Raw genomic sequence first — 18,328 nt, 5'->3', positions numbered from 1 at the left:
AGGCAGGGAGTCTGTGGACGGATGCCGCGCCCTCCGGGTCAGCGTGCGGCGGGCATCGTCTCGAGCAGCTCCAGCGCGCGGTCGATGTTGGCACGCGCGCCGCGCTCGTAGCCGGCGCCCCACCCGCCCTCGTAGCCGCGCATCGTGGGCTCGGTCGCGAGGATGAGGGAGAAGTACAGCCGCGACAGCTGCAGCCGGGTCTCTCCCGTCGGGGTGGCGAGCTCGCGCGCGAGCACGCCACCGGCCGCGGCGTCGCCCGCGAGCAGGTCGGGACTCGGACGGTCGGTGCCGAACTGATCGGCGCCCACGAGCTCGTGGATCGGGTCGCCCCACAGCGTCCGCTCGGTGTCGATGATCCCGACGATGTCGAGCGTGTCCGGGTCGACGAAGACGTTGCCCTCCCAGAGATCGGTGTGCACGACCGACGCCCGGGTGACCGCGTCGAGCGCACCGGCATGCGCAACGACGGCGGCGCGCACGCGGGCGACGGGCAGCGTGACTCCCCACCGCGCGGCGTCGGCGAGGATGGCTTCGACCATGAGCTGGAACGCCTCGCGCCATGAGCCTGCGGCAAGATCCGCGTCCGCTGCTGGATAGCCGAACGACGGAGCCGTCACCCGGTGCAGGTCCGCCATGACGGCCCCCAGGTTGCGGCGTACGGTGGCGGCCTGCGCGGCATCGAGCTCGAGTCCGAGCCAGGGCACACCGGGAAGATGCTCGGCGACGATGACGTCGGCGTCGAGGCGGACACGGGTGAAGTCCGTGTGGAGCACGCGAGGAACAGGCACACCGCTCCCCGCGAGCATCCGGTAGGTCAATGCCTCCGTGCCGAGGAGGCCGCGCTCGTAGGTGGCGAGTCGCGAGGTGTCTGCTCCGACGATCTTCGCGACGGCGCGGCGCCCATCGTCGAAGTGGAGCCGGAACGCTGTCGCGAACATCCCGCCCGTCAACGGCTCGACGCCAGCGAGGCGCCCGACGGGTGCGACGAGGTCCGCGAGCTGCGCCTCGTCCACGACGAACTTCGTGAGCATCGAACCACCCTAGCGACGGCGCGGCGGCGTTCGCGAAGGTGACGTGAGAGCCGGGATCGGCGCGCGCTCAGCTCTCTTCGAACCTCACGCGGCCGCCGGGACGCGTTGCCTCTTCCAGCGCCGTACGCGCGGCGTTCAACGCCAGCGAGCCGCCGTATCCGCGCCGCGCCAGCTGCCCCGCGAGGCGACGGAGCGCGACGTCGCGTTCGAGCCCTCTCAGGGATCCGGCCTTCGTTCGAGCGAATTCGAGTGCGCGCTCGGCGTCGTCGTCAGGGAGCTCCGCAAGGGCGGCGTCTGCCACGTCACGGGGCACGCCCCGTTTGGCGAGGCTCTGTGCGATGACCTGACGCCCCTGTCCCTTGCGGTCCACGCCCGCGTGAACGACCTGCTCGGCCAGACGTGCGTCGTCGAGGTAGCCGCGCTCGAGGAAGGCGTCGAGGATCGCTCCGACGGCGTCGCCGTCGAGATCGTATTGGCCGAGGTACGTCCGCGCCTCCGACACCGAGAGCTGCCTCCCGCGAAGCTTCTTCACGAGACCGCGCTCGGCGGCCGCAGGCGCGTCGGCGTGGCCATGCGCGGCCTCACCGGATCCACTGACTCTGCGCGAGCGCGTCCTGTCCGCGCGCTTCGCGGCCAGGTCGATGGGCGGGGCATCCTCCGGAGTCGACGGGAGATCCCAGGGCTCGGATGGCTCCTGGTCATCCCCGGAACTCGGACCACTCCTCGCCGCAGCTGCCGAGCCAGGGACGGGCGAATCGTCGACGGTGGTGTGAAGGCGACGCTCGAGTGCCCGCTGCACCTCGGCGGCGGTCGTCGGGAATGCCCGTGCTCCCCCGCCGCCGAAGAGCTGCGTCACGGGGGCGAGTCCGTCGTCGGTCTCGACGTCGGACTCGTCCCCGCTGTCGACGAATCGGACCATCAGGCCGGGCGGCGCGCGGCGAGCTCGTCCTCGACCGAGCCCTCGACGGCACCCTTGGGGACGCCGATGCCGAGCTTCGTCTTGATCTTCGACTCGATCTCGGCCGCGACGTCCTCGTTCTTGATGAGGAAGTTGCGTGCGTTCTCTTTGCCCTGACCGAGCTGCTCGCCCTCGTAGGTGTACCAGGCGCCCGACTTCTTGACGATGCCGTGCTCCACACCGAAGTCGATGAGGCTGCCCTCGCGCGAGATGCCGACGCCGTAGAGGATGTCGAACTCGGCCTGCTTGAACGGCGGCGCCATCTTGTTCTTGACCACCTTGACGCGCGTGCGGTTTCCGACCGCCTCGGTGCCGTCCTTGAGCGTCTCGATGCGACGGATGTCGAGACGCACCGAGGCGTAGAACTTCAGCGCCTTGCCGCCCGCGGTGGTCTCGGGCGAGCCGAAGAACACGCCGATCTTCTCGCGCAGCTGGTTGATGAAGATCATCGTGGTGTTGGTCTGGTTGAGACCACCGGTGAGCTTGCGGAGCGCCTGCGACATGAGGCGCGCCTGCAGACCCACGTGCGAGTCGCCCATCTCGCCCTCGATCTCGGCCTTGGGCACGAGCGCGGCGACCGAGTCGATCACGATGAGGTCGATGGCGCCGGAACGCACCAGCATGTCGGCGATCTCGAGCGCCTGCTCACCGGTGTCGGGCTGCGACACGAGCAGTGCGTCGATGTCGACACCCAGCTTCTGCGCGTAGTCGGGGTCGAGGGCATGCTCCGCGTCGATGAACGCGGCGATGCCGCCGGCGCGCTGCGCATTGGCGATGGCGTGCAGGGTGAGAGTCGTCTTACCCGACGACTCCGGACCGTAGATCTCGATGATGCGGCCGCGCGGGAGCCCGCCGATGCCGAGAGCGACATCGAGGGCGATCGAGCCGGTGGGCACGACCTCGACGGGAGCGCGCTCATCGCTGCCGAGGCGCATCACCGAGCCCTTCCCGAACTGCCGGTCGATCTGGGCGAGGGCCGATTCCAGGGCCTTCTCGCGGTCAACGGGTGATGGCATGACGTGCTCCTCTATGCTCGCGTTCCGTCGCCTGTAGGCTGTCGCGCTCCGACCCGGTGGGACGGATGCTGCGACAAGGCGTGAGGTGTCGTTCGACGCTGTTCACGTTAGGGAGGGGCTCCGACATCCGTCTTCGCTTCTTCCCGGTCCGTGGACAACAAGCTCTCGACACCTGCTGTGCAGGAGCCTACGCCGTTCTCGAACACTTATTCGATGACACGCCGCATGGGAAGGGTGACGGCATGCCGCCGCAGCCGGTCAGAACCCGGTGCGGGGTAGATCACAGCGACGACACGACCCGAGGGGCGTCGGAGAGGGCACGCAGCGCGTCAGCGACGACGCGGCTCGAGCCGGCCTACGCCGTAGCGTCGTTCGGCGGGAACGTCGAGCTCGTCGCACAGCGCGAGCCAGACCTCGCGCGGGTCGACGCCCGCCGCGATCGCCTCCGCCGCGGTACGTCCGCCGACCCTCGACAGAACGAGATCGGTCACCACGGCGCTGGCGCGCGCGCCGAACTCGTCCGCGACCGCGCGGTCGAACTCACTGCGGCGCATGGCGATCGTCGGTTCCTGAGTTCGGTTGCAGGCGAAGAAGCCGGATCAGCGCAGCGACAGCTCGGCGTCGACCGAGGCGACGAGGTCGTCGGGGACGACGTCGGGGAACGTCTGGATTCCCTCGAGCACCGAGATGCGATCGCCGACTTCGCGCATGATCGTCGAGATGGGGACGTCGAGAGCCTCGGCCACCGAGGCGAGGATCTCGCTCGAGGCCTCCTTCTGGCCGCGCTCGACCTCGCTCAGATAGCCCAGCGCGACACTCGCGCGACTGGCGACCTGGCGGAGGGTGCGCCCCTTCTGCTGGCGGAAATCACGAAGCACTTCACCGATTTCTTGACGTACCAGGATCATCAGGGCCCCTCCTCACTTCTGATTCCACCGTCTTCCGGGTGCCCAACAGTACAGCACCGGATGATGCCAATCTAATCCCGACAACTGGGCAATGGGTGGGAATCACCGAATGTAACCGAGACGAAACACCGTCTGTTCCCGGAGCAGGAACGACGGATCTCGGATGCCTCAGACCACGGTGAGCGCGAGTTCCAGCACGCCGTGCACGGCCTGCGTGCGGATCTCGTCTCGTGATCCGGTCAGCGAAAGGGTGGAGACGACGACCTCCTCGGGCGTCGCGACGGCGACGTGGACGGTGCCGACCGGCTTTCCGCCCTGCGGGTCTGGACCGGCGACGCCGGTGGTCGCGAGCCCGACGTCGGCGCGCAGGACGCGTCGCACCCCCTCGGCCATCTGCAGTGCGATGTCGGGATCCACCGGGCCGCGATCGGCCAGCAATGCGGCATCGACGCCGAGCAGACTCGCCTTGACCTCCGTGGCATACGCGACGATTCCTCCCCGCACGTGCGCGGAGGCGCCGGGCACATCGACGAGCGTCGCCGTCACGCGTCCGCCTGTCAGCGACTCGGCGGCGGCGATCGACCAGCCGCGGACCTCCAGCCGCCCCAGCACGGCAACGGCGTCCGGACTGGGCGATGGCGATGGTCCCCCGCGCCGCCGGTCGCCCACCGGCGGGCGCGCCGCGGCATCCGTCACGAGCTCCTCCGCTTCGCGCGCGCGGCGCGCAGCTCGGTGACGATGTAGTCGATGCCGCTGGCGATGGTCAGGATCACCGCGATCGTCATGAGCACGCCGTTGACCCAGAAGATCCAGTCGCCGACGAGCGTCCACAGCGGAAGGAGCGCGAGCGACAGTGCGACGCCCTGCGCGAGCGTCTTGAGCTTGCCCATCCAGGCCGCCGCGAGCACGTGGTCGCTCACGACCATGAGACGGTACACCGTGATGCCGAGCTCGCGGATCAGGACGACGATCGTGATCCACCACGGCAGCTCGCCGAGGATCGACAGGCCGATGAACGCGAAGCCGGTGAGCACCTTGTCGGCGATGGGGTCGAGGAGCTTGCCGAGATCGGTGACGATGTCGTGCTTGCGCGCGAGGTAGCCGTCGATCCCGTCGGTCGCGATCGCCACGATGAACAGCGCAGCGGCCCACCAGCGCAGCGCCCCGTCCGCTCCCCCGTCGGCGAGGAGCATCCACAGGAAGACCGGCGCGCACAGGATGCGCACGATCGTGATCGCGTTGGGCAGCTGCCGGGGGATCGCCATGGCCCGAGCCTATCGGCGCACACCGCACCGGCGAGCCCGCCCGAGCGCGCCCGAAGGGACGGGGCCGGTCAGTCGCGGCCGGTGAGCCCCCACGCGTCCTCGGAGCCGTCCTCGCCCTCGACCACGGGGTAGCCGTCGTACTGCGAGCCCACGGCATCCGTTCCGTAGCGATCGTCCGCAGGCAGAGCGGGCGGAGCCGCAGGCGCGGCAGGAGCCGCGGCGGGCACATCTTCGCCGCGCATGCGCGCGAGCACCGACGGCAGCTGCTCGACGGTCACGAGCACGTCGCGGGCCTTCGATCCCTCGGAGGGGCCGACGACCTCGCGCGATTCCAGGAGGTCCATGAGGCGCCCGGCCTTGGCGAAGCCGACACGCAGCTTGCGCTGGAGCATCGACGTCGACCCGAACTGGCTCGAGACCACCAGCTCGGCGGCGGCCAGCAGAAGCTCGAGATCGTCGCCGATGTCGGCGTCGATCTCCTTCTTCTCTGTCACCGCGGCCACGTCGGCCCGGTACTCGGGACGCGCCTGGTTCGTCACGTGCTTGACGACCGACTCGATCTCCTTCTCGCTCACCCACGCGCCCTGCACGCGGATCGCCTTCGAGGCACCCATCGGCAGGAACAGGCCGTCGCCCTGGCCGATCAGGCGGTCGGCGCCGGGCTGGTCGAGGATGACGCGGGAGTCGGTGACGCTCGTCACCGCGAACGCGAGCCGTGAGGGCACGTTGGCCTTGATCAGACCCGTGACCACGTCGACCGACGGGCGCTGCGTCGCGAGGACGAGATGGATGCCGCTGGCCCGGGCCAGCTGGGTGATGCGGACGATCGAGTCCTCGACGTCGCGCGGGGCCACCATCATCAGATCGGCGAGCTCGTCGACCACCACGAGGAGGTACGGGTAGGGCTTCAGCACGCGCTCGCTGCCGGGCGGAAGCGTGATCTCGCCGGCGACCACGGCCTTGTTGAAGTCGTCGATGTGGCGGAAGCCGAAGGATGCGAGGTCGTCGTACCTCATGTCCATCTCCTTCACGACCCACTGCAGCGCCTCGGCGGCCTTCTTGGGGTTCGTGATGATGGGCGTGATGAGGTGCGGCACGCCGGCGTACGACGTGAGCTCGACCCGCTTCGGGTCGATGAGCACCATGCGCACGTCGGCGGGCTTGGCGCGCATCAGGAGGCTCGTGATCATCGAGTTGACGAAGCTCGACTTACCGGATCCGGTCGAACCTGCCACCAGGAGGTGGGGCATCTTGGCGAGGTTGGCGACCACGTAGCCGCCGCCGACGTCCTTGCCCACCCCGATGGTCATCGGGTGCGTCTGGTTGGTGGCGGTGGTCGAACGGAGCACGTCGCCGAGCGTCACGATCTCGCGGTCGATGTTCGGGATCTCGACACCGATCGCGCTCTTGCCCGGGATCGGGGCGAGGATGCGCACCTCGTTCGACGCGACCGCGTACGCGATGTTGTTGGTGAGGGCGGTGATGCGCTCGACCTTGACGCCCGGGCCGAGCGCGATCTCGTACTGGGTGACTGTCGGACCGCGCGAGAACCCCGTCACACGCGCATCGACCGAGAACTGGTCGAGCACGCTGGTGATCGCGCGCACCGTGTCGTCGTTCGCCTGCGAGCGCGCCACGTGGGGTGAGCCAGCCGCCAGCGCGTTGACGGATGGCAGTCGGTAGGGCGCCGACGGGGAGTCGACCGCGGTGCTCGAGCCGATGCCGTCGAGGCCGGGAAGCGTGCCGTCGTCCTCGATGACCTGGGCGTCGTCGCGCAGCGACGTGCGCGACGAGGTGGCCGCCTTGGCTGCGGACAGCACGGCGGGGTCGATGACCTCGGTGAGCGCGTCCGTCGCCGGCGCGGGCGGAGGCGTGACGGGCGGCACGATGGCCTGCTCGAATCCGCCCTGGGTCGAGCCCGCGGTCAGCAGCTCGGTGAGGTCCTGGGATCCGAGTCCGCCCTCGGGGTCCTTCTCACGGCCGGTCTTGTTGCGACGCCAGAACGGGACCGAGGGATCGCCATCGTCCTCCGCGGCTGCGTCGGCGGCGGCATCCGTCGCCTTCTCCTCTCGCGGCTCGGCGCCGAACATCCACGCGTACAGCTCACCGAGACGGCGGCCGATGCGGTTCGGCGGCGTCTTGGTGATGATCAGGACGCTGAGCACGGCCAAGAGCGACAGCACGATGTACGCGCCCACGTCGGTCAGCACGATCGCGAGCGGCTCGCCCAGCATCCAGCCGAAGAGGCCGCCTGCCTCGCTCAGCGCAGGAAGGCCCTCGCTCGGCTGAGGGCGACCCCCGGCGACGTGGCAGAACCCGGCGATCGTGACCAGCAGGAGTCCGAAGCCGATGCCGACGCGGCCGTTGTCGTGCACGGACGACGGATGCCGGAACATCCAGCCCGCGAGCATCAGCAGGAGCACCGGCAGCACGAAGGCCTCGCGCCCGATGAGCGCGCCCACCGAGTAGGCGCTGATCGTCTTCGCGACCTCGCTGCCGATGAAGAACCATTCGTTGACGGCGCCGGCGATCGCCAGCAGCACCAGCAGGAACGGGAAGCCGTCGCGGCGCTGGTCCTTCTCGAGGGTCTCGGGGCCGAAGGCGCGGAACAGGGCGCCGGTCGCGTGGGCGAGACCCAGCCAGGCGCGGGCGATGACGGGCGGCCGCTCGGGCTGATCGACGTAGCGTTTGGGTGCGGGGGCCGGCTTGGCGGCTGCGGGCTTGCGCGCCGTCGACGACGCGTTCGAACGCGCGCTCGTCGACGCGCTCGAAGACGCGCGCGAACCCTTGGTCGGGCTTGAGCTCCTGGCCATCCCTCCACGGTACGGCGGCGGCCCGACATTCGGGCGCAACCACGCCGCCCGGGAACACGACGCGCGGCGTCGTGGACGGCTGCCGGTTCGAGCCGCAGGCGCCGCGAGGTCAGCGCAGCCGCTTCACCATCGTGTCGCGGCCAGAGCCGCTCTGCGTGACTGCGAAGCCCTCGCTGCGGTACAGGGTCGAGGCGAAATTGCCGCGCTCGACGCTCAGGCTGATGCGCGCGAAGCCCTGGGCACCCGCGTGCTCGCACAGCCGCTGCAGGAGCGCGCGCCCGACGCCGTGGGCCCGCCAGATCGGGCGCACGCCGATGATCAGCTCCGGGACGCCCGTTCCGACGTACCCGAAACCCGGATCGCTGCGGGGAAGCATCCGATACCAGGCGGCGCCGACCGGTTCGCCGTTCAGGTCCTCCGCCACGAAGCCGGCGTCGCCGGGCCGCATCCACCCCGACACATAGCGCCGGTGATCCGCACCGCCCATGACCTCGTGGCGCGGCCGTGCGCCGCCCTGGCGCCAGTTCGCCGCCTCGACGACCATGTCGCCCAGGAACGCGCCGTCGGCCGGCACGGCAGGGCGGACGCGGAATGAGGAGGCCACGGGCCCGATGCTACGGCGCGCACGTTACGACGCGATAACGGGCGGCGACCGATCGGGCCCCGCCCTCGCCGTCACCCGCTCAGCGACCGGGACGACGACGCGACGTGACGCCGCCGCGCCGTCGAGACCGAGGCGCTCGCTACGCTTCGATCACGAGCGGCACGATCATCGGCCGGCGGCGCAGCGACTGGTTCACCCAGCGGCCGATCGTGCGGCGGACGATCTGCGACAGCGCGTGCGGATCGCGTACGCCCGACTTGGCCGCCTCGGCCAGCGCGGCGGCGATCTTGGGCTTGACGTCCTCGAAGACGGCGTCGTCCTCGGCGAAGCCGCGGGCGTGCACCTCCGGCCCCGAGATCACGTTGCCGGTCGACGCGTCGACGACCACGATCACCGAGATGAAGCCCTCTTCGCCGAGGATGCGGCGGTCCTTGAGGTCGGCATCCGTGATCTCGCCCACGGTCGATCCGTCCACGTAGACGAAGCCGAGGTCGAGCTGGCCGACCATGTGCGCGTCGCCGTCCTTGAGGTCGATGACGGTGCCGTTCTCCGCGAGCAGCGTGCGCTCGGGCGCGATCCCGGTGTCCTGGGCGAGGCGCGCGTTCGCCATGAGGTGGCGGTACTCGCCGTGCACCGGCAGCACGTTCTTCGGCTTCAGGATGTTGTAGCAGTACAGCAGCTCGCCGGCGGCGGCGTGGCCCGAGACGTGCACCTTGGCGTTGCCCTTGTGGACGACGTTCGCTCCGAGCTTGGTGAGCCCGTCGATGACACGGTACACGGCGTTCTCGTTGCCCGGAATGAGGCTCGACGCCAGGATCACGGTGTCGCCGGGGCCGGGCTCGATCGCGTGGTCGAGGTTCGCCATGCGACTGAGCACGGCCATCGGCTCCCCCTGCGAGCCGGTCGACATGTAGACGATCTGGTCCTCGGGGAGGTCGCGCGCCTTCTTGTAATCGATCAGCACGCCCTCGGGGACATGGAGGTAGCCGAGGTCTTCGGCGATCGTCATGTTGCGCAGCATGCTGCGGCCGAGGAGCGCCACGCGGCGGCCGTGGGCGGCCGCCGCGTCGAGCACCTGCTGCACGCGGTGGACGTGGCTCGAGAAGCTCGCCACGATCACCCGCCGCGGCGCCTTGCCGATGACCTGGTCGAGAACAGGCCCGATCGAGCGCTCGAGCGGGGTGAAGCCCGGCACGTCCGCGTTGGTGGAGTCGACGAGGAACAGATCCACGCCCTCCTCCCCCAGTCGCGCGAACGCGCGCAGGTCGGTGAGGCGTCCGTCGAGCGGAAGCTGGTCCATCTTGAAGTCGCCGGTCGCTAGCACGGTGCCCGCGGGCGTGCGGATGGCGACGGCCAACGCGTCGGGGATGGAGTGGTTCACGGCGATGAACTCGAGCTCGAACGGGCCGAGATTCTCACGCTGACCCTCCGTCACCGTCAGGCTGTACGGCCGGATGCGGTGCTCCTTGAGCTTCGCCTCGGTGAGCGCGAGGGTCAGGCCGGAGCCGACGATCGGGATGTCGCTCTTGAGCTTCAGCAGGTACGGCACCGCACCGATGTGGTCCTCGTGGCCGTGGGTGAGCACGACGCCGACGATGTCGTCGAGGCGCCCCTTGATGGGTTCGAAGTCCGGCAGGATCAGGTCGACGCCGGGCTGGTGCTCCTCGGGGAACAGGACGCCGCAGTCGACGACCAGCAGCTTGCCGCCGTATTCGAAGACGGTCATGTTGCGGCCGACCTCGCCGAGGCCGCCGAGGGGGACGATCCGGAGGGTTCCCGCTTCGAGCTCGGGCGGGTCGTAGGGGGTGGTGGGCATTGTGAGGCCTCCTCCGGATGCGCGGCATCCGTTCATCAGCGTGCCATCGCCCGATCGGCGACGGCACGGTCGTCATCTCGTGGTGCCTGAGACCTTCGGCAGGGCACCGCCGGCGGCGGCGTTGCGGTCGGGGCGGAAGTTCGAGAAGTCTGCGCCGGGCACGTCCGTCACGAGGGCGAGCTCGTCCTCGATCTTGGCGGCCTCCCACTCCTCCGGCCCCACGAGCGGCAGGCGCACGCGCGGGCTGCCGATGCGGCCGAGGCCGTGCAGGATGTACTTCGCCGAGACGGTGCCGGGAACGTGCGTCATCACCGCGCGCACGAGCGGCTCGAGCTGCATGTGCGCGGCGGTCGCAGTCTTCAGGTCGCCGGCGTTCACGGCGTCGACGATGGCACGGTACGGCGCGGGCGCGATGTTCGCCGTCACGCCGATGAGGCCCGTGGCGCCGATCGAGAGATGCGGCAGCACGTTGGCGTCGTCGCCGGAGAAGTACATCAGGTCGGTCTGGTTGAGCACGCGGCTCACCTCGCTGAAGTCGCCCTTGGCGTCCTTGATGGCGAGGATGTTCGGGTGCTTGGCGAGGCGCAGGATCGTCTCGTACCGGATCGGCACGCCGGTGCGGCCCGGGATGTCGTACAGGATCACCGGCAGATCGGTGGCGTCGGCGACGAGCCGGAAGTGCGTGAGGATGCCGGCTTGCGTGGGCTTGTTGTAGTACGGCGTGACGATCATGATGCCGTCGGCGCCGACCTTCTCGCTGGCCTTGTAGAGCTCGATCGCGTGCGCGGTCTCGTTCGACCCCCCGCCCGTGATGATCTTCGCCCGGCCGGCCGCGACATCCTTTCCGACCTCCACGAGGCGGATCTTCTCCGCGTCGGTGAGGGTCGACGTCTCACCGGTGGTGCCCGTGACGACGATGCCGTCGGCTCCCGCGGTGATGACGTCGTCGATGTGCTTCTCGACAGCGGGCCAGTCGACTTCGCCGTCGGCCGTCATAGGGGTGACGAGCGCGACGAGCACCTGTCCGAAAGGGTTGCCCGTATGCGTCATGCCTTCAGGTTATCGGCTCGGAGGCTCGCACCTCCTCTCGCGTGTGGCGCGAACGACGAGAAGGGGACGGATGCCGCGGGCCGCGGCATCCGTCCCTTTCCTGGGTCGTCCGGTCAGCAGGTGCCCACGGGCGTGGCGCGCGTGACGAGAGTGTCGTACGACGCGGCCGTGTCGACCCAGACGAGCGTCGAGCCGGTGTCGGCGGCGGCGCGGTCCGTGAAGCCGGTGCTGCACGTCACGCGGCCGAGCGACTTGCCGTCGAGCGTGTACTGCAGCAGGAGCGGAACCCCGCTGCCCAGGCGCTCGCTGTCACCCTCGGACGTGACCGTGATCGTCGTCGACGACGCGACGAGATCGTGGATGTGGAGTCCCCCGACGTTGCTCTCCGGCACGACGTCGCTCCACGCGCCGCCCGCGACCGGAGCCTTGCGGATGGCGCTGTAGGGGTCGTTGCGGTCGTCGGCGGCCCAGACGACCGAGCCGCCCGCGATCGTTGGACGGGTGATCGACCCCTGCGTCCGCGGGCCGACCTCCGTCACCGCGCCGGTGGCGGTGTCGAGCACCTCGACCGCCGAGAAGGTCCGGGTGTAGGTGCCGTCGGGCAGCGACACCTCGGTCGGGAACTCGCGGACGTACGCGAGCTTGCCGCCCGTGATGTCGGGCACTCCGGTGGCCGTGCCGGGCAGAAGCGTGGCGGTGCCACCGAGCTTCGCGAAGCCCACCCGGCGTGATCCTTCGACGTCCAGGCCGTCCCACGCCACGACACCGTCGGATACGCGCGCGTTGAACAGGGTGGTCGGGGTCGTGTACACCACCTGCTCGGGGCCCCCCGCAAGCGATTTCGCCATCACCTGGGATCCGGTCGCGGAGAACCTGATCCACACGACCGTCTTGCCGTCGGTGTCGGGGTAGACGTCTGTCCACTCCCCCGGCGTGCTCACGAGGGTCGGCTTGACCTTGCGGTCGATCGTGCCCGCGTAGATGCCGAAGTACCCCGAGCCGTCGATGCTCGGCACGTCGGCGATCGTCCACCAGCCCCCACCGGCCCCCGCCCACGAGACGCCGTTGAAGTCGGTGAGGTTCTCGAAGAGGACGGTCCCGTCGCCGCCCAGTTGCTTCTCCCACCCGGGCTTGATGCCCCGGGTGTCGAACGCGGCCTGCACCGACTTCAGCTGCTTGCCCTTCAGTCCCTGAGCCTTCGCCGCCGCGAGGACGGCGTCGCGGGCCTGCGTGAACCCGTCGAGCGGGGTCAGGTAGTCGGTGAGGGCGCGGTACACGATCGGGTCGGCCGTCTCGCCGCCGAGCGCCTCGCGGATGTCCCACAGCGCGCCGCCGAAGATGGTCGAGTTGAGGTGAACGCCGCCCGCGTCGTAGAAGTACGGGTAGCCGGCGAAGTGGTCGATGGTGGTGCCGTCGTCGAGGTCGCGCAGCGCACACGCCGTCGGCGCCGCGGCGTAGCAGAGGTCTTCGCCGAGGAGGCTCGCGTTCGGGTCGCTGAGGGGAGTGCCCGTGGCATCGACGTCGATCGCGTTCCCGAAGTAGTCGGCGAACGCCTCGTTCAGCGCGCCGGACTGACCGACGTACACGAGTCCGGCCGTGTGCTGCACGACGCCGTGGGTGAGCTCGTGGCCCTGCACATCGAGGTCGGCCGTGAACGGCTTGAAGTTCCAGCCGTCGCCGGCGCCGTACGCCATCTGGTAGCCGTCCCAGTAGGCCTGGTTCCAGGTCGTCCCGCCTTCCCACGCGACGAGCCCGACGAGCGAGCGGATCTCCTGGCCTTCGCCGTCGATGCTGTCGCGCCCGAGCCGGTTCTTGTAGTAGTCGTAGACCTGTCCCGCACCCCAGTGGGCATCCACAGCCCCGGTGGTGGTGAGCTCGGCCCCGAGCGCCGCGGTCGGCGACGAGGCGAGCTCGACGCCGGCGGGGATCGTTCCGGTCGGGTACGAGTAGCCCACGACGCCGGCGGCGTCGTACGTCTCGATGGCGGTGCCCGGCCGGGTCGTGTCGCGCAGCAGGAATGCGCCGCTCGCCGCGTCGTGCGTGAGGTTGACCGGGACGTCGACGCCCGTGAGCAGCGTGCCTGTGCCGTCGGCGGCGTCGCCTTCAGCAGCCGCCGTCGCGGTGGCGCCGGCGGCCGGCGTCGCCACGCCCGCGATGCCGAACGTCTGGATGCCGCTGTACTGCAGCGTCGGGAGGCCGGTGGTCGCCTCGATGTACACCTCCTGCACGACCGGGGCGCCCGCCGCATCCGTGCCGCGCACAGTGACGTGTCGCGTCAGGATGCCCGCACCCTGCGGCAGCACGACAAGCCCCTGGTCCGCGCCGGTGAGCGCGGCCGTCGTCTCGCCGCCGACCGTGCCCGCCGACTTCCCGCCGTACTGCACAGCCTGAACCGCACGCGCCACGGCGAGCTCCGAGGAGATCTTCGGCTCGACGCCGACCGTGAGGTCGGTGAAGTACTGCCCCGAGGTTCCCGTGACGATCCGCTCGGCCTCCTTCTTCTTCATCCGCACGATGTACTGGCCGCCGAGCACCTCGACGCCTCCGTGCCGCTGCGTGAAGCGCACGGTCTCGTCGCTGCCCGCCTCTGTCACGTCGCTCACGACGAGATTCGTCTCGGCCGAGGGGATGTGGTACCGGTCCTTCTTCGCCTTGAGGTGTGCGAGGGCGGCCTTGTCGGCGGGTCCCTTCGCGTCGGTGGGCTCGGCGATGCCGTCGACGAGCGTCGGCGTATCCGAGTCCGGATCGGCGGACGCCGGGGCGGCGACGGTGGACGGGGCGGGATCGGCTGACGCTGCGGCGGGGACGACGCTGGCGAGCACGAGAGCCGTGCCCACCAGTGCCGAGCACGCAGCGAGTTTCGCGGGGCGGTGCATGTTTCCTCCAGTTGTGGGGTGGAAGCTGCCGGCGGGTTCGCCGGCGGTCACCGAGCCGACCGGGTGAGGTCGACCGGCAGATAGGTGCGGCTCGCGCGGCCGGCGTCCGAGTCGACGAGCAGGGTCGCCGCGTTGGCGCCCGTCGTCGCGAGAGACGCCTTGACCTTGACCTTGAACGTCTTGCTGCCGCCCGGCTTGAGGGTAGCGGCGTCCTGGTTCGGATCCAGCCAGGGGATGTCCGCGAACGTGGGATCCTCCACGTTGAGACGCCACATGCGGCCGTCATTCATGTCGACGACCCAGAGGTTGCCCGCCTCGTCGAACTCCATGCCGGCGGCACCCTCCGGAGAGAGGGAGGTGCCGACGGTGCGGTATCGCGTGCACGTCGCCGGCGAGTCCGGGTCGATCTGCACCAGCTGCGGGGCCTCTCCTCCGAAGGTGGAGTACCAGAGCGTGTCGGAGCCGATGTTGTAGGCGAATCCGAGCGCCGCCTCCGGCACGGCGCACGCGTTCACCACCTTGCCCGGCTCGGCGTGGGTGGACCCGGCCACCGTGAGCACGGCGCCGACGTGGGCGCTGCCGAGGTAGAACACGTCGTCGACCGGGTTGTAGGCGAGGGCGTTGTAGGCCTGCTGGTCGGCCCAGTACCCCGTGATGACCCGTGTCTGGGCTCCGGACGCACGATCGAAGCAGTGGATGCTCCAATCGCCGCCGTTCACTATCTGGCACATGTCGCCGGACCGACTGTCGAACGCGAGCTCGAGCCGGTCGGCGCCGTCCATCTCGGCGACGTGCGGGGCGTCTCCGAGACGCTCCCCCGTCACGGAGTAGAGCCCGTTGCGCTGCTCCATCCAGTCCGAGACCCAGAGCCGTCCGTCGTACCCGACGCCGAACGCGCTCGAGACCGGCATGGTGCTCCAGACGCCTTCGACCGGCATCCCCGCCTCGGGCGCCGAGAGCTGCGGGTTGCGCGGCATCTCGTCGAACGACAGGTGCAGCGGCGCGGAGCCGGAGTTCGTCACGGTGATCTCGACCCAGTCGTTCCCGCGCCCGTCGGACGTGAGCGACAGCTGCGACGTCGACAGCGTCACGACGCCCGTCTTCAGCGCGGGCGAGAAGGCTGCGGCATCCGTCCACGAGGCGAGTTCGACGGTCTGCGAGGCAGCCGTGTAGTTCGGCGCCGTCACGGTCACCTCCGCGGTGCCGACGGGCACGGCGAGTTCGTACGTGCCGTCGCCCGAGGTCGATGTGGTTCGCGTCGTTCCGTCCGCGCCCGCGGCGGCCACGGTGGCGCCCGCGACGGCGGCGCCGTCGTTCACGTCGGTCACCGTGCCGGTGAGCCACGCCCGTTCGTCTCGGGTGAAGCGGATCTGCCGCCCCGCCTGCAGGACGGGCTCGTACCGCGAGTACTGGGCGCCGACCTCCGACCCCTCGGCTTCGATCCCCACCGACGCGTTCCTGCCGGCGCGGTCGGCGTCGTCTCCCACACCGTCCCCGTACGTGAACAGGACGTCGCCGTTCGCGACCAAGGTCGTCGAGAAGGTGAGCCGCTGGTCGGGAGAGAAGATGAGGAACACGTTGCGCCACTCGATCGTCACCGCGGGCATTCCGTCGACGGTCGTCTCGGCCGAGAGGATCGCGGAGGCGCCGTCGAGATCGAGGAGCATCCAGAACGGCGCGATGACACCGCCGGAGATGACGCCGCCCGGGTACGGGATCGGTCGCTGCCCCGGCCACTCCCCCTCGAAGGAGGCGAACGAGACGAATCCGTTCGCGGACACGTAGGCCGTCGAGTAGCGGTCGTCGAACGAAGGGAAGGCGAACGGCAGCTCGATCGCCGCGGCGCCCCCGTTCGCCCGGATGTCCAGCACCCGGCTTCCCATCGGGAGCGGGGCGTCTGTCGTCGTGCACGAATACCCGCCAGGGAAGGCGACGCGCTCCAGGGTGGCATCCACCGTCTCTTCGCCGTCGACCACGAGAGTCCGCTCCAGCGGCGCGACGCAGCGATCTCCCGTCGTGGTGAGCGTGAACGAACCCGCCGGCACGTCGTCGATCCGGTACCGGCCGGCCGCGTCGGTGGTGGCGGCCGGGAGCGGCCCGTTCAGGGCGACCGCAAGCCCCGGCAGCGGGTCACCCGCGGCATCCGTCAGCGTGCCCGACACGGCGTGCCGGGTGGCGGCGGCGAGGCTCGCCGAGGCGTCCGAGGTCTCGCCGTCGGCGATGGTGACCTCGACGGTCCGGGCGGCGAACCCGAACGACGCCAGGGTGACGTGGTACGCGCCCGGCACCAGCGGCAGCGCGAAGGTGCCGTCGGACTCCGTCTTGGTGGAGCGGCCGAACTCGCCGTCGGCCACCACGTCGACGCCCACCAGCGGCGCGCCGTCGGCATCCGTCACCGTGCCGGCGAGTGTGCCGGCGCCGGTCGGAGCGGCGGCGATGAGCGCCGCGACATCCAGCTTGCCCTCGCCCCACACCGCGTTGTCGTCGGCATCGCCGCCGCAGCGGGTGTCGTCGACGTCACGCGCGGTGCGATCGAGCAGTGCGCGAGTGGCCGGGATGTCGCCCACGAGCGCCGGAGCCGCGCTCCAGAGCAGCGCGACGGCGCCCGCCAGGTGAGGTGCGGCCATCGACGTGCCGGTGTCCAGGCGGTAGCCGCCTCCCGCCGAGGCAGAGCGGATCCGCACGCCGGGCGCGGCGATGTTCGGCTTCACGTCGCCGTCCTGCCCCGGGCCACGGGAAGAGAAGTAGCCGATGTCGCCGTCTTCGCCGTACGCGCCCACCGAGTAGGTGACCTGCTGGGAGCCGGGGTTGCCGGCGGTGTCGCACGCCGGGCCGGAGTTGCCGACCGACCACGCACTGAAGATGCCGGACGCGTTCCACGCCGCGATGATGTCGTCGAAGAACGGGTCCTTCGAGGCGGGGTCGCCCCAGGAGTTGTTCACGATGTGCGGGCGCTTCGACGGGTCGCCGTTCGCCCAGTCCTCGGAGGTGTCCGTCGGAGCGAGCATCCACTGCGCCGAGAGCATGAGACCCGTCTGCGTGCACTTGACGCAGCCGTTCGCCGCGATCCAGGTGGCGCCCGGTGCGACGCCGATGCGTTCGCCGTCGCCGCCGTCGCCGGTGATCGTCCCCATCGTGTGCGTTCCGTGGCCGTCGACATCGCACGGCCCGTCGGCCCAGCCGCACCAGCGGTCGATGTCCAGCCAGTTGTAGTCGAGCTCCATCGATCCATCGGCCTGCAGCCCGCGGAAGCGGTCGTGCAGCGACGGATGCGTCACATCGACCCCGCTGTCGATGTTGGCGACGACGATCCCTTCGCGGTGATCCCCTGCGCCCAGACGGCGGGCGCGCCGATCTCGTCGACGCCCCATGCGACGCCGTCGATGTTCGCACCCTCGCCTGCCGCGGCGGGGACCGACTCGACCGGCTCAGCGCTGGTATAGGTCGTGACCTCGCGGATCTGCGACACCTCGCTGTGCGCCGCGAGCGTCGTCGCGAGCGCGAGATCGCCGCCCGTGACCAGCACCGCATTCGACACCCAGAACGACGTGTACGCGGCGCCCGCCGCATCCAAGTCGGCGATCACCGAGGCCTGAGAGACCTCGGCGTGCGCGCGCAGCGCGTCCCGCACCGCGGCACCCCGCTTGTCCCAGTCGGCGATGGCCGAGGCCGCCGCGAGGTCGGCCCGATCGGCGAAGCGCACCCAGAACGACGCGGCCTCCGTCTCGGTGAGCTGCGACTCGGCCTCGTCGGTCAGCTTCGCGCGCGCCGCGTCGTCCGTCGGCGTGCCGGCGTCGGGCAGGATGCCGTGCCGCCACGCGGCTGCTCCCGCCTCGCCCTCCGGCAATCCGGGTGGGGGCAGTTCGGTCGCCGCGGCCGGCGGGGAACCGAGGAGGGTGGCGACGAGCGTCGCGGCGGCGAGGACGGCAGCAGCCGCGCGGGGTCTGCGCTGGAGGGAGTGACGCACGAGGGTCCTTCGGTCGGGGCGCCG

Annotated in this window: 14 protein-coding genes; all 14 read right to left on the bottom strand. The window is 70.3% G+C overall.

Annotated features, from left to right (window positions below; all coding sequences use genetic code 11):
- Positions 1 to 38 precede the first annotated feature (38 nt).
- Entirely contained in the window at positions 39 to 1,031 is a 993-nt protein-coding gene (locus tag Q9R08_RS19220) for a phosphotransferase family protein (RefSeq protein WP_308869794.1), read from the bottom strand.
- Between the two features lie 67 nt (positions 1,032 to 1,098).
- Positions 1,099 to 1,950 (bottom strand): regulatory protein RecX, encoded by an 852-nt coding sequence (locus tag Q9R08_RS19215; protein WP_308869793.1) that lies wholly within the window; start codon positions 1,948 to 1,950, stop codon positions 1,099 to 1,101.
- Positions 1,950 to 3,005, bottom strand: a complete 1,056-nt coding sequence (gene recA / locus Q9R08_RS19210; RefSeq protein WP_308869792.1) for a recombinase RecA — start codon at positions 3,003 to 3,005, stop codon at positions 1,950 to 1,952. Before recA ends, Q9R08_RS19215 begins: the two co-directional genes overlap by 1 nt.
- A gap of 329 nt (positions 3,006 to 3,334) precedes the next feature.
- The gene (locus tag Q9R08_RS19205) at positions 3,335 to 3,559 is read right to left on the bottom strand and encodes a DUF3046 domain-containing protein (protein WP_308869791.1); all 225 of its coding nucleotides are present in this window, start codon (positions 3,557 to 3,559) and stop codon (positions 3,335 to 3,337) included.
- Positions 3,560 to 3,604: 45 nt separating this feature from the next.
- Positions 3,605 to 3,913 carry a helix-turn-helix domain-containing protein gene (locus Q9R08_RS19200; protein ID WP_308869790.1) on the bottom strand — a complete coding sequence of 103 codons (309 nt, stop codon included), beginning with the start codon at positions 3,911 to 3,913 and terminating at the stop codon, positions 3,605 to 3,607.
- Positions 3,914 to 4,081: 168 nt separating this feature from the next.
- Positions 4,082 to 4,582 (bottom strand): CinA family protein, encoded by a 501-nt coding sequence (locus Q9R08_RS19195; RefSeq protein WP_418001380.1) that lies wholly within the window; start codon positions 4,580 to 4,582, stop codon positions 4,082 to 4,084.
- A 23-nt stretch (positions 4,583 to 4,605) separates the two neighbouring features.
- Positions 4,606 to 5,178 (bottom strand): CDP-diacylglycerol--glycerol-3-phosphate 3-phosphatidyltransferase, encoded by a 573-nt coding sequence (gene pgsA / locus Q9R08_RS19190; protein WP_308869789.1) that lies wholly within the window; start codon positions 5,176 to 5,178, stop codon positions 4,606 to 4,608.
- Between the two features lie 68 nt (positions 5,179 to 5,246).
- Complete coding sequence (locus tag Q9R08_RS19185) at positions 5,247 to 7,991, bottom strand: FtsK/SpoIIIE family DNA translocase (protein ID WP_308869788.1); 2,745 nt, start codon at positions 7,989 to 7,991, stop codon at positions 5,247 to 5,249.
- Positions 7,992 to 8,100: 109 nt separating this feature from the next.
- Positions 8,101 to 8,595, bottom strand: a complete 495-nt coding sequence (locus Q9R08_RS19180; RefSeq protein ID WP_308869787.1) for a GNAT family N-acetyltransferase — start codon at positions 8,593 to 8,595, stop codon at positions 8,101 to 8,103.
- 139 nt (positions 8,596 to 8,734) lie between these two features.
- Complete coding sequence (locus Q9R08_RS19175) at positions 8,735 to 10,411, bottom strand: ribonuclease J (protein ID WP_308869786.1); 1,677 nt, start codon at positions 10,409 to 10,411, stop codon at positions 8,735 to 8,737.
- 72 nt (positions 10,412 to 10,483) lie between these two features.
- A complete protein-coding gene (dapA, locus tag Q9R08_RS19170) occupies positions 10,484 to 11,461 on the bottom strand; it encodes a 4-hydroxy-tetrahydrodipicolinate synthase (RefSeq protein ID WP_308869785.1) in 978 nt (325 codons plus the stop codon).
- A gap of 113 nt (positions 11,462 to 11,574) precedes the next feature.
- Positions 11,575 to 14,337 carry a M4 family metallopeptidase gene (locus Q9R08_RS19165; RefSeq protein ID WP_308869784.1) on the bottom strand — a complete coding sequence of 921 codons (2,763 nt, stop codon included), beginning with the start codon at positions 14,335 to 14,337 and terminating at the stop codon, positions 11,575 to 11,577.
- Between the two features lie 47 nt (positions 14,338 to 14,384).
- Positions 14,385 to 17,708, bottom strand: coding sequence for a carboxypeptidase regulatory-like domain-containing protein (locus Q9R08_RS19160; protein ID WP_308869783.1), 3,324 nt, complete (start codon positions 17,706 to 17,708; stop codon positions 14,385 to 14,387).
- Complete coding sequence (locus Q9R08_RS19155) at positions 17,612 to 18,304, bottom strand: hypothetical protein (protein WP_308869782.1); 693 nt, start codon at positions 18,302 to 18,304, stop codon at positions 17,612 to 17,614. The genes Q9R08_RS19160 and Q9R08_RS19155 overlap by 97 nt, the downstream gene beginning before the upstream one ends.
- Between the last annotated feature and the right edge of the window lie 24 nt (positions 18,305 to 18,328).

It is taken from the genome of Microbacterium psychrotolerans (genome assembly GCF_031085295.1).
Taxonomy (GTDB): Bacteria; Actinomycetota; Actinomycetes; order Actinomycetales; family Microbacteriaceae; genus Microbacterium; species Microbacterium psychrotolerans.
The sequence above is the reverse complement of the archived record's forward strand: the minus strand, read 5'-3'. Positions and strand labels throughout refer to the sequence as shown.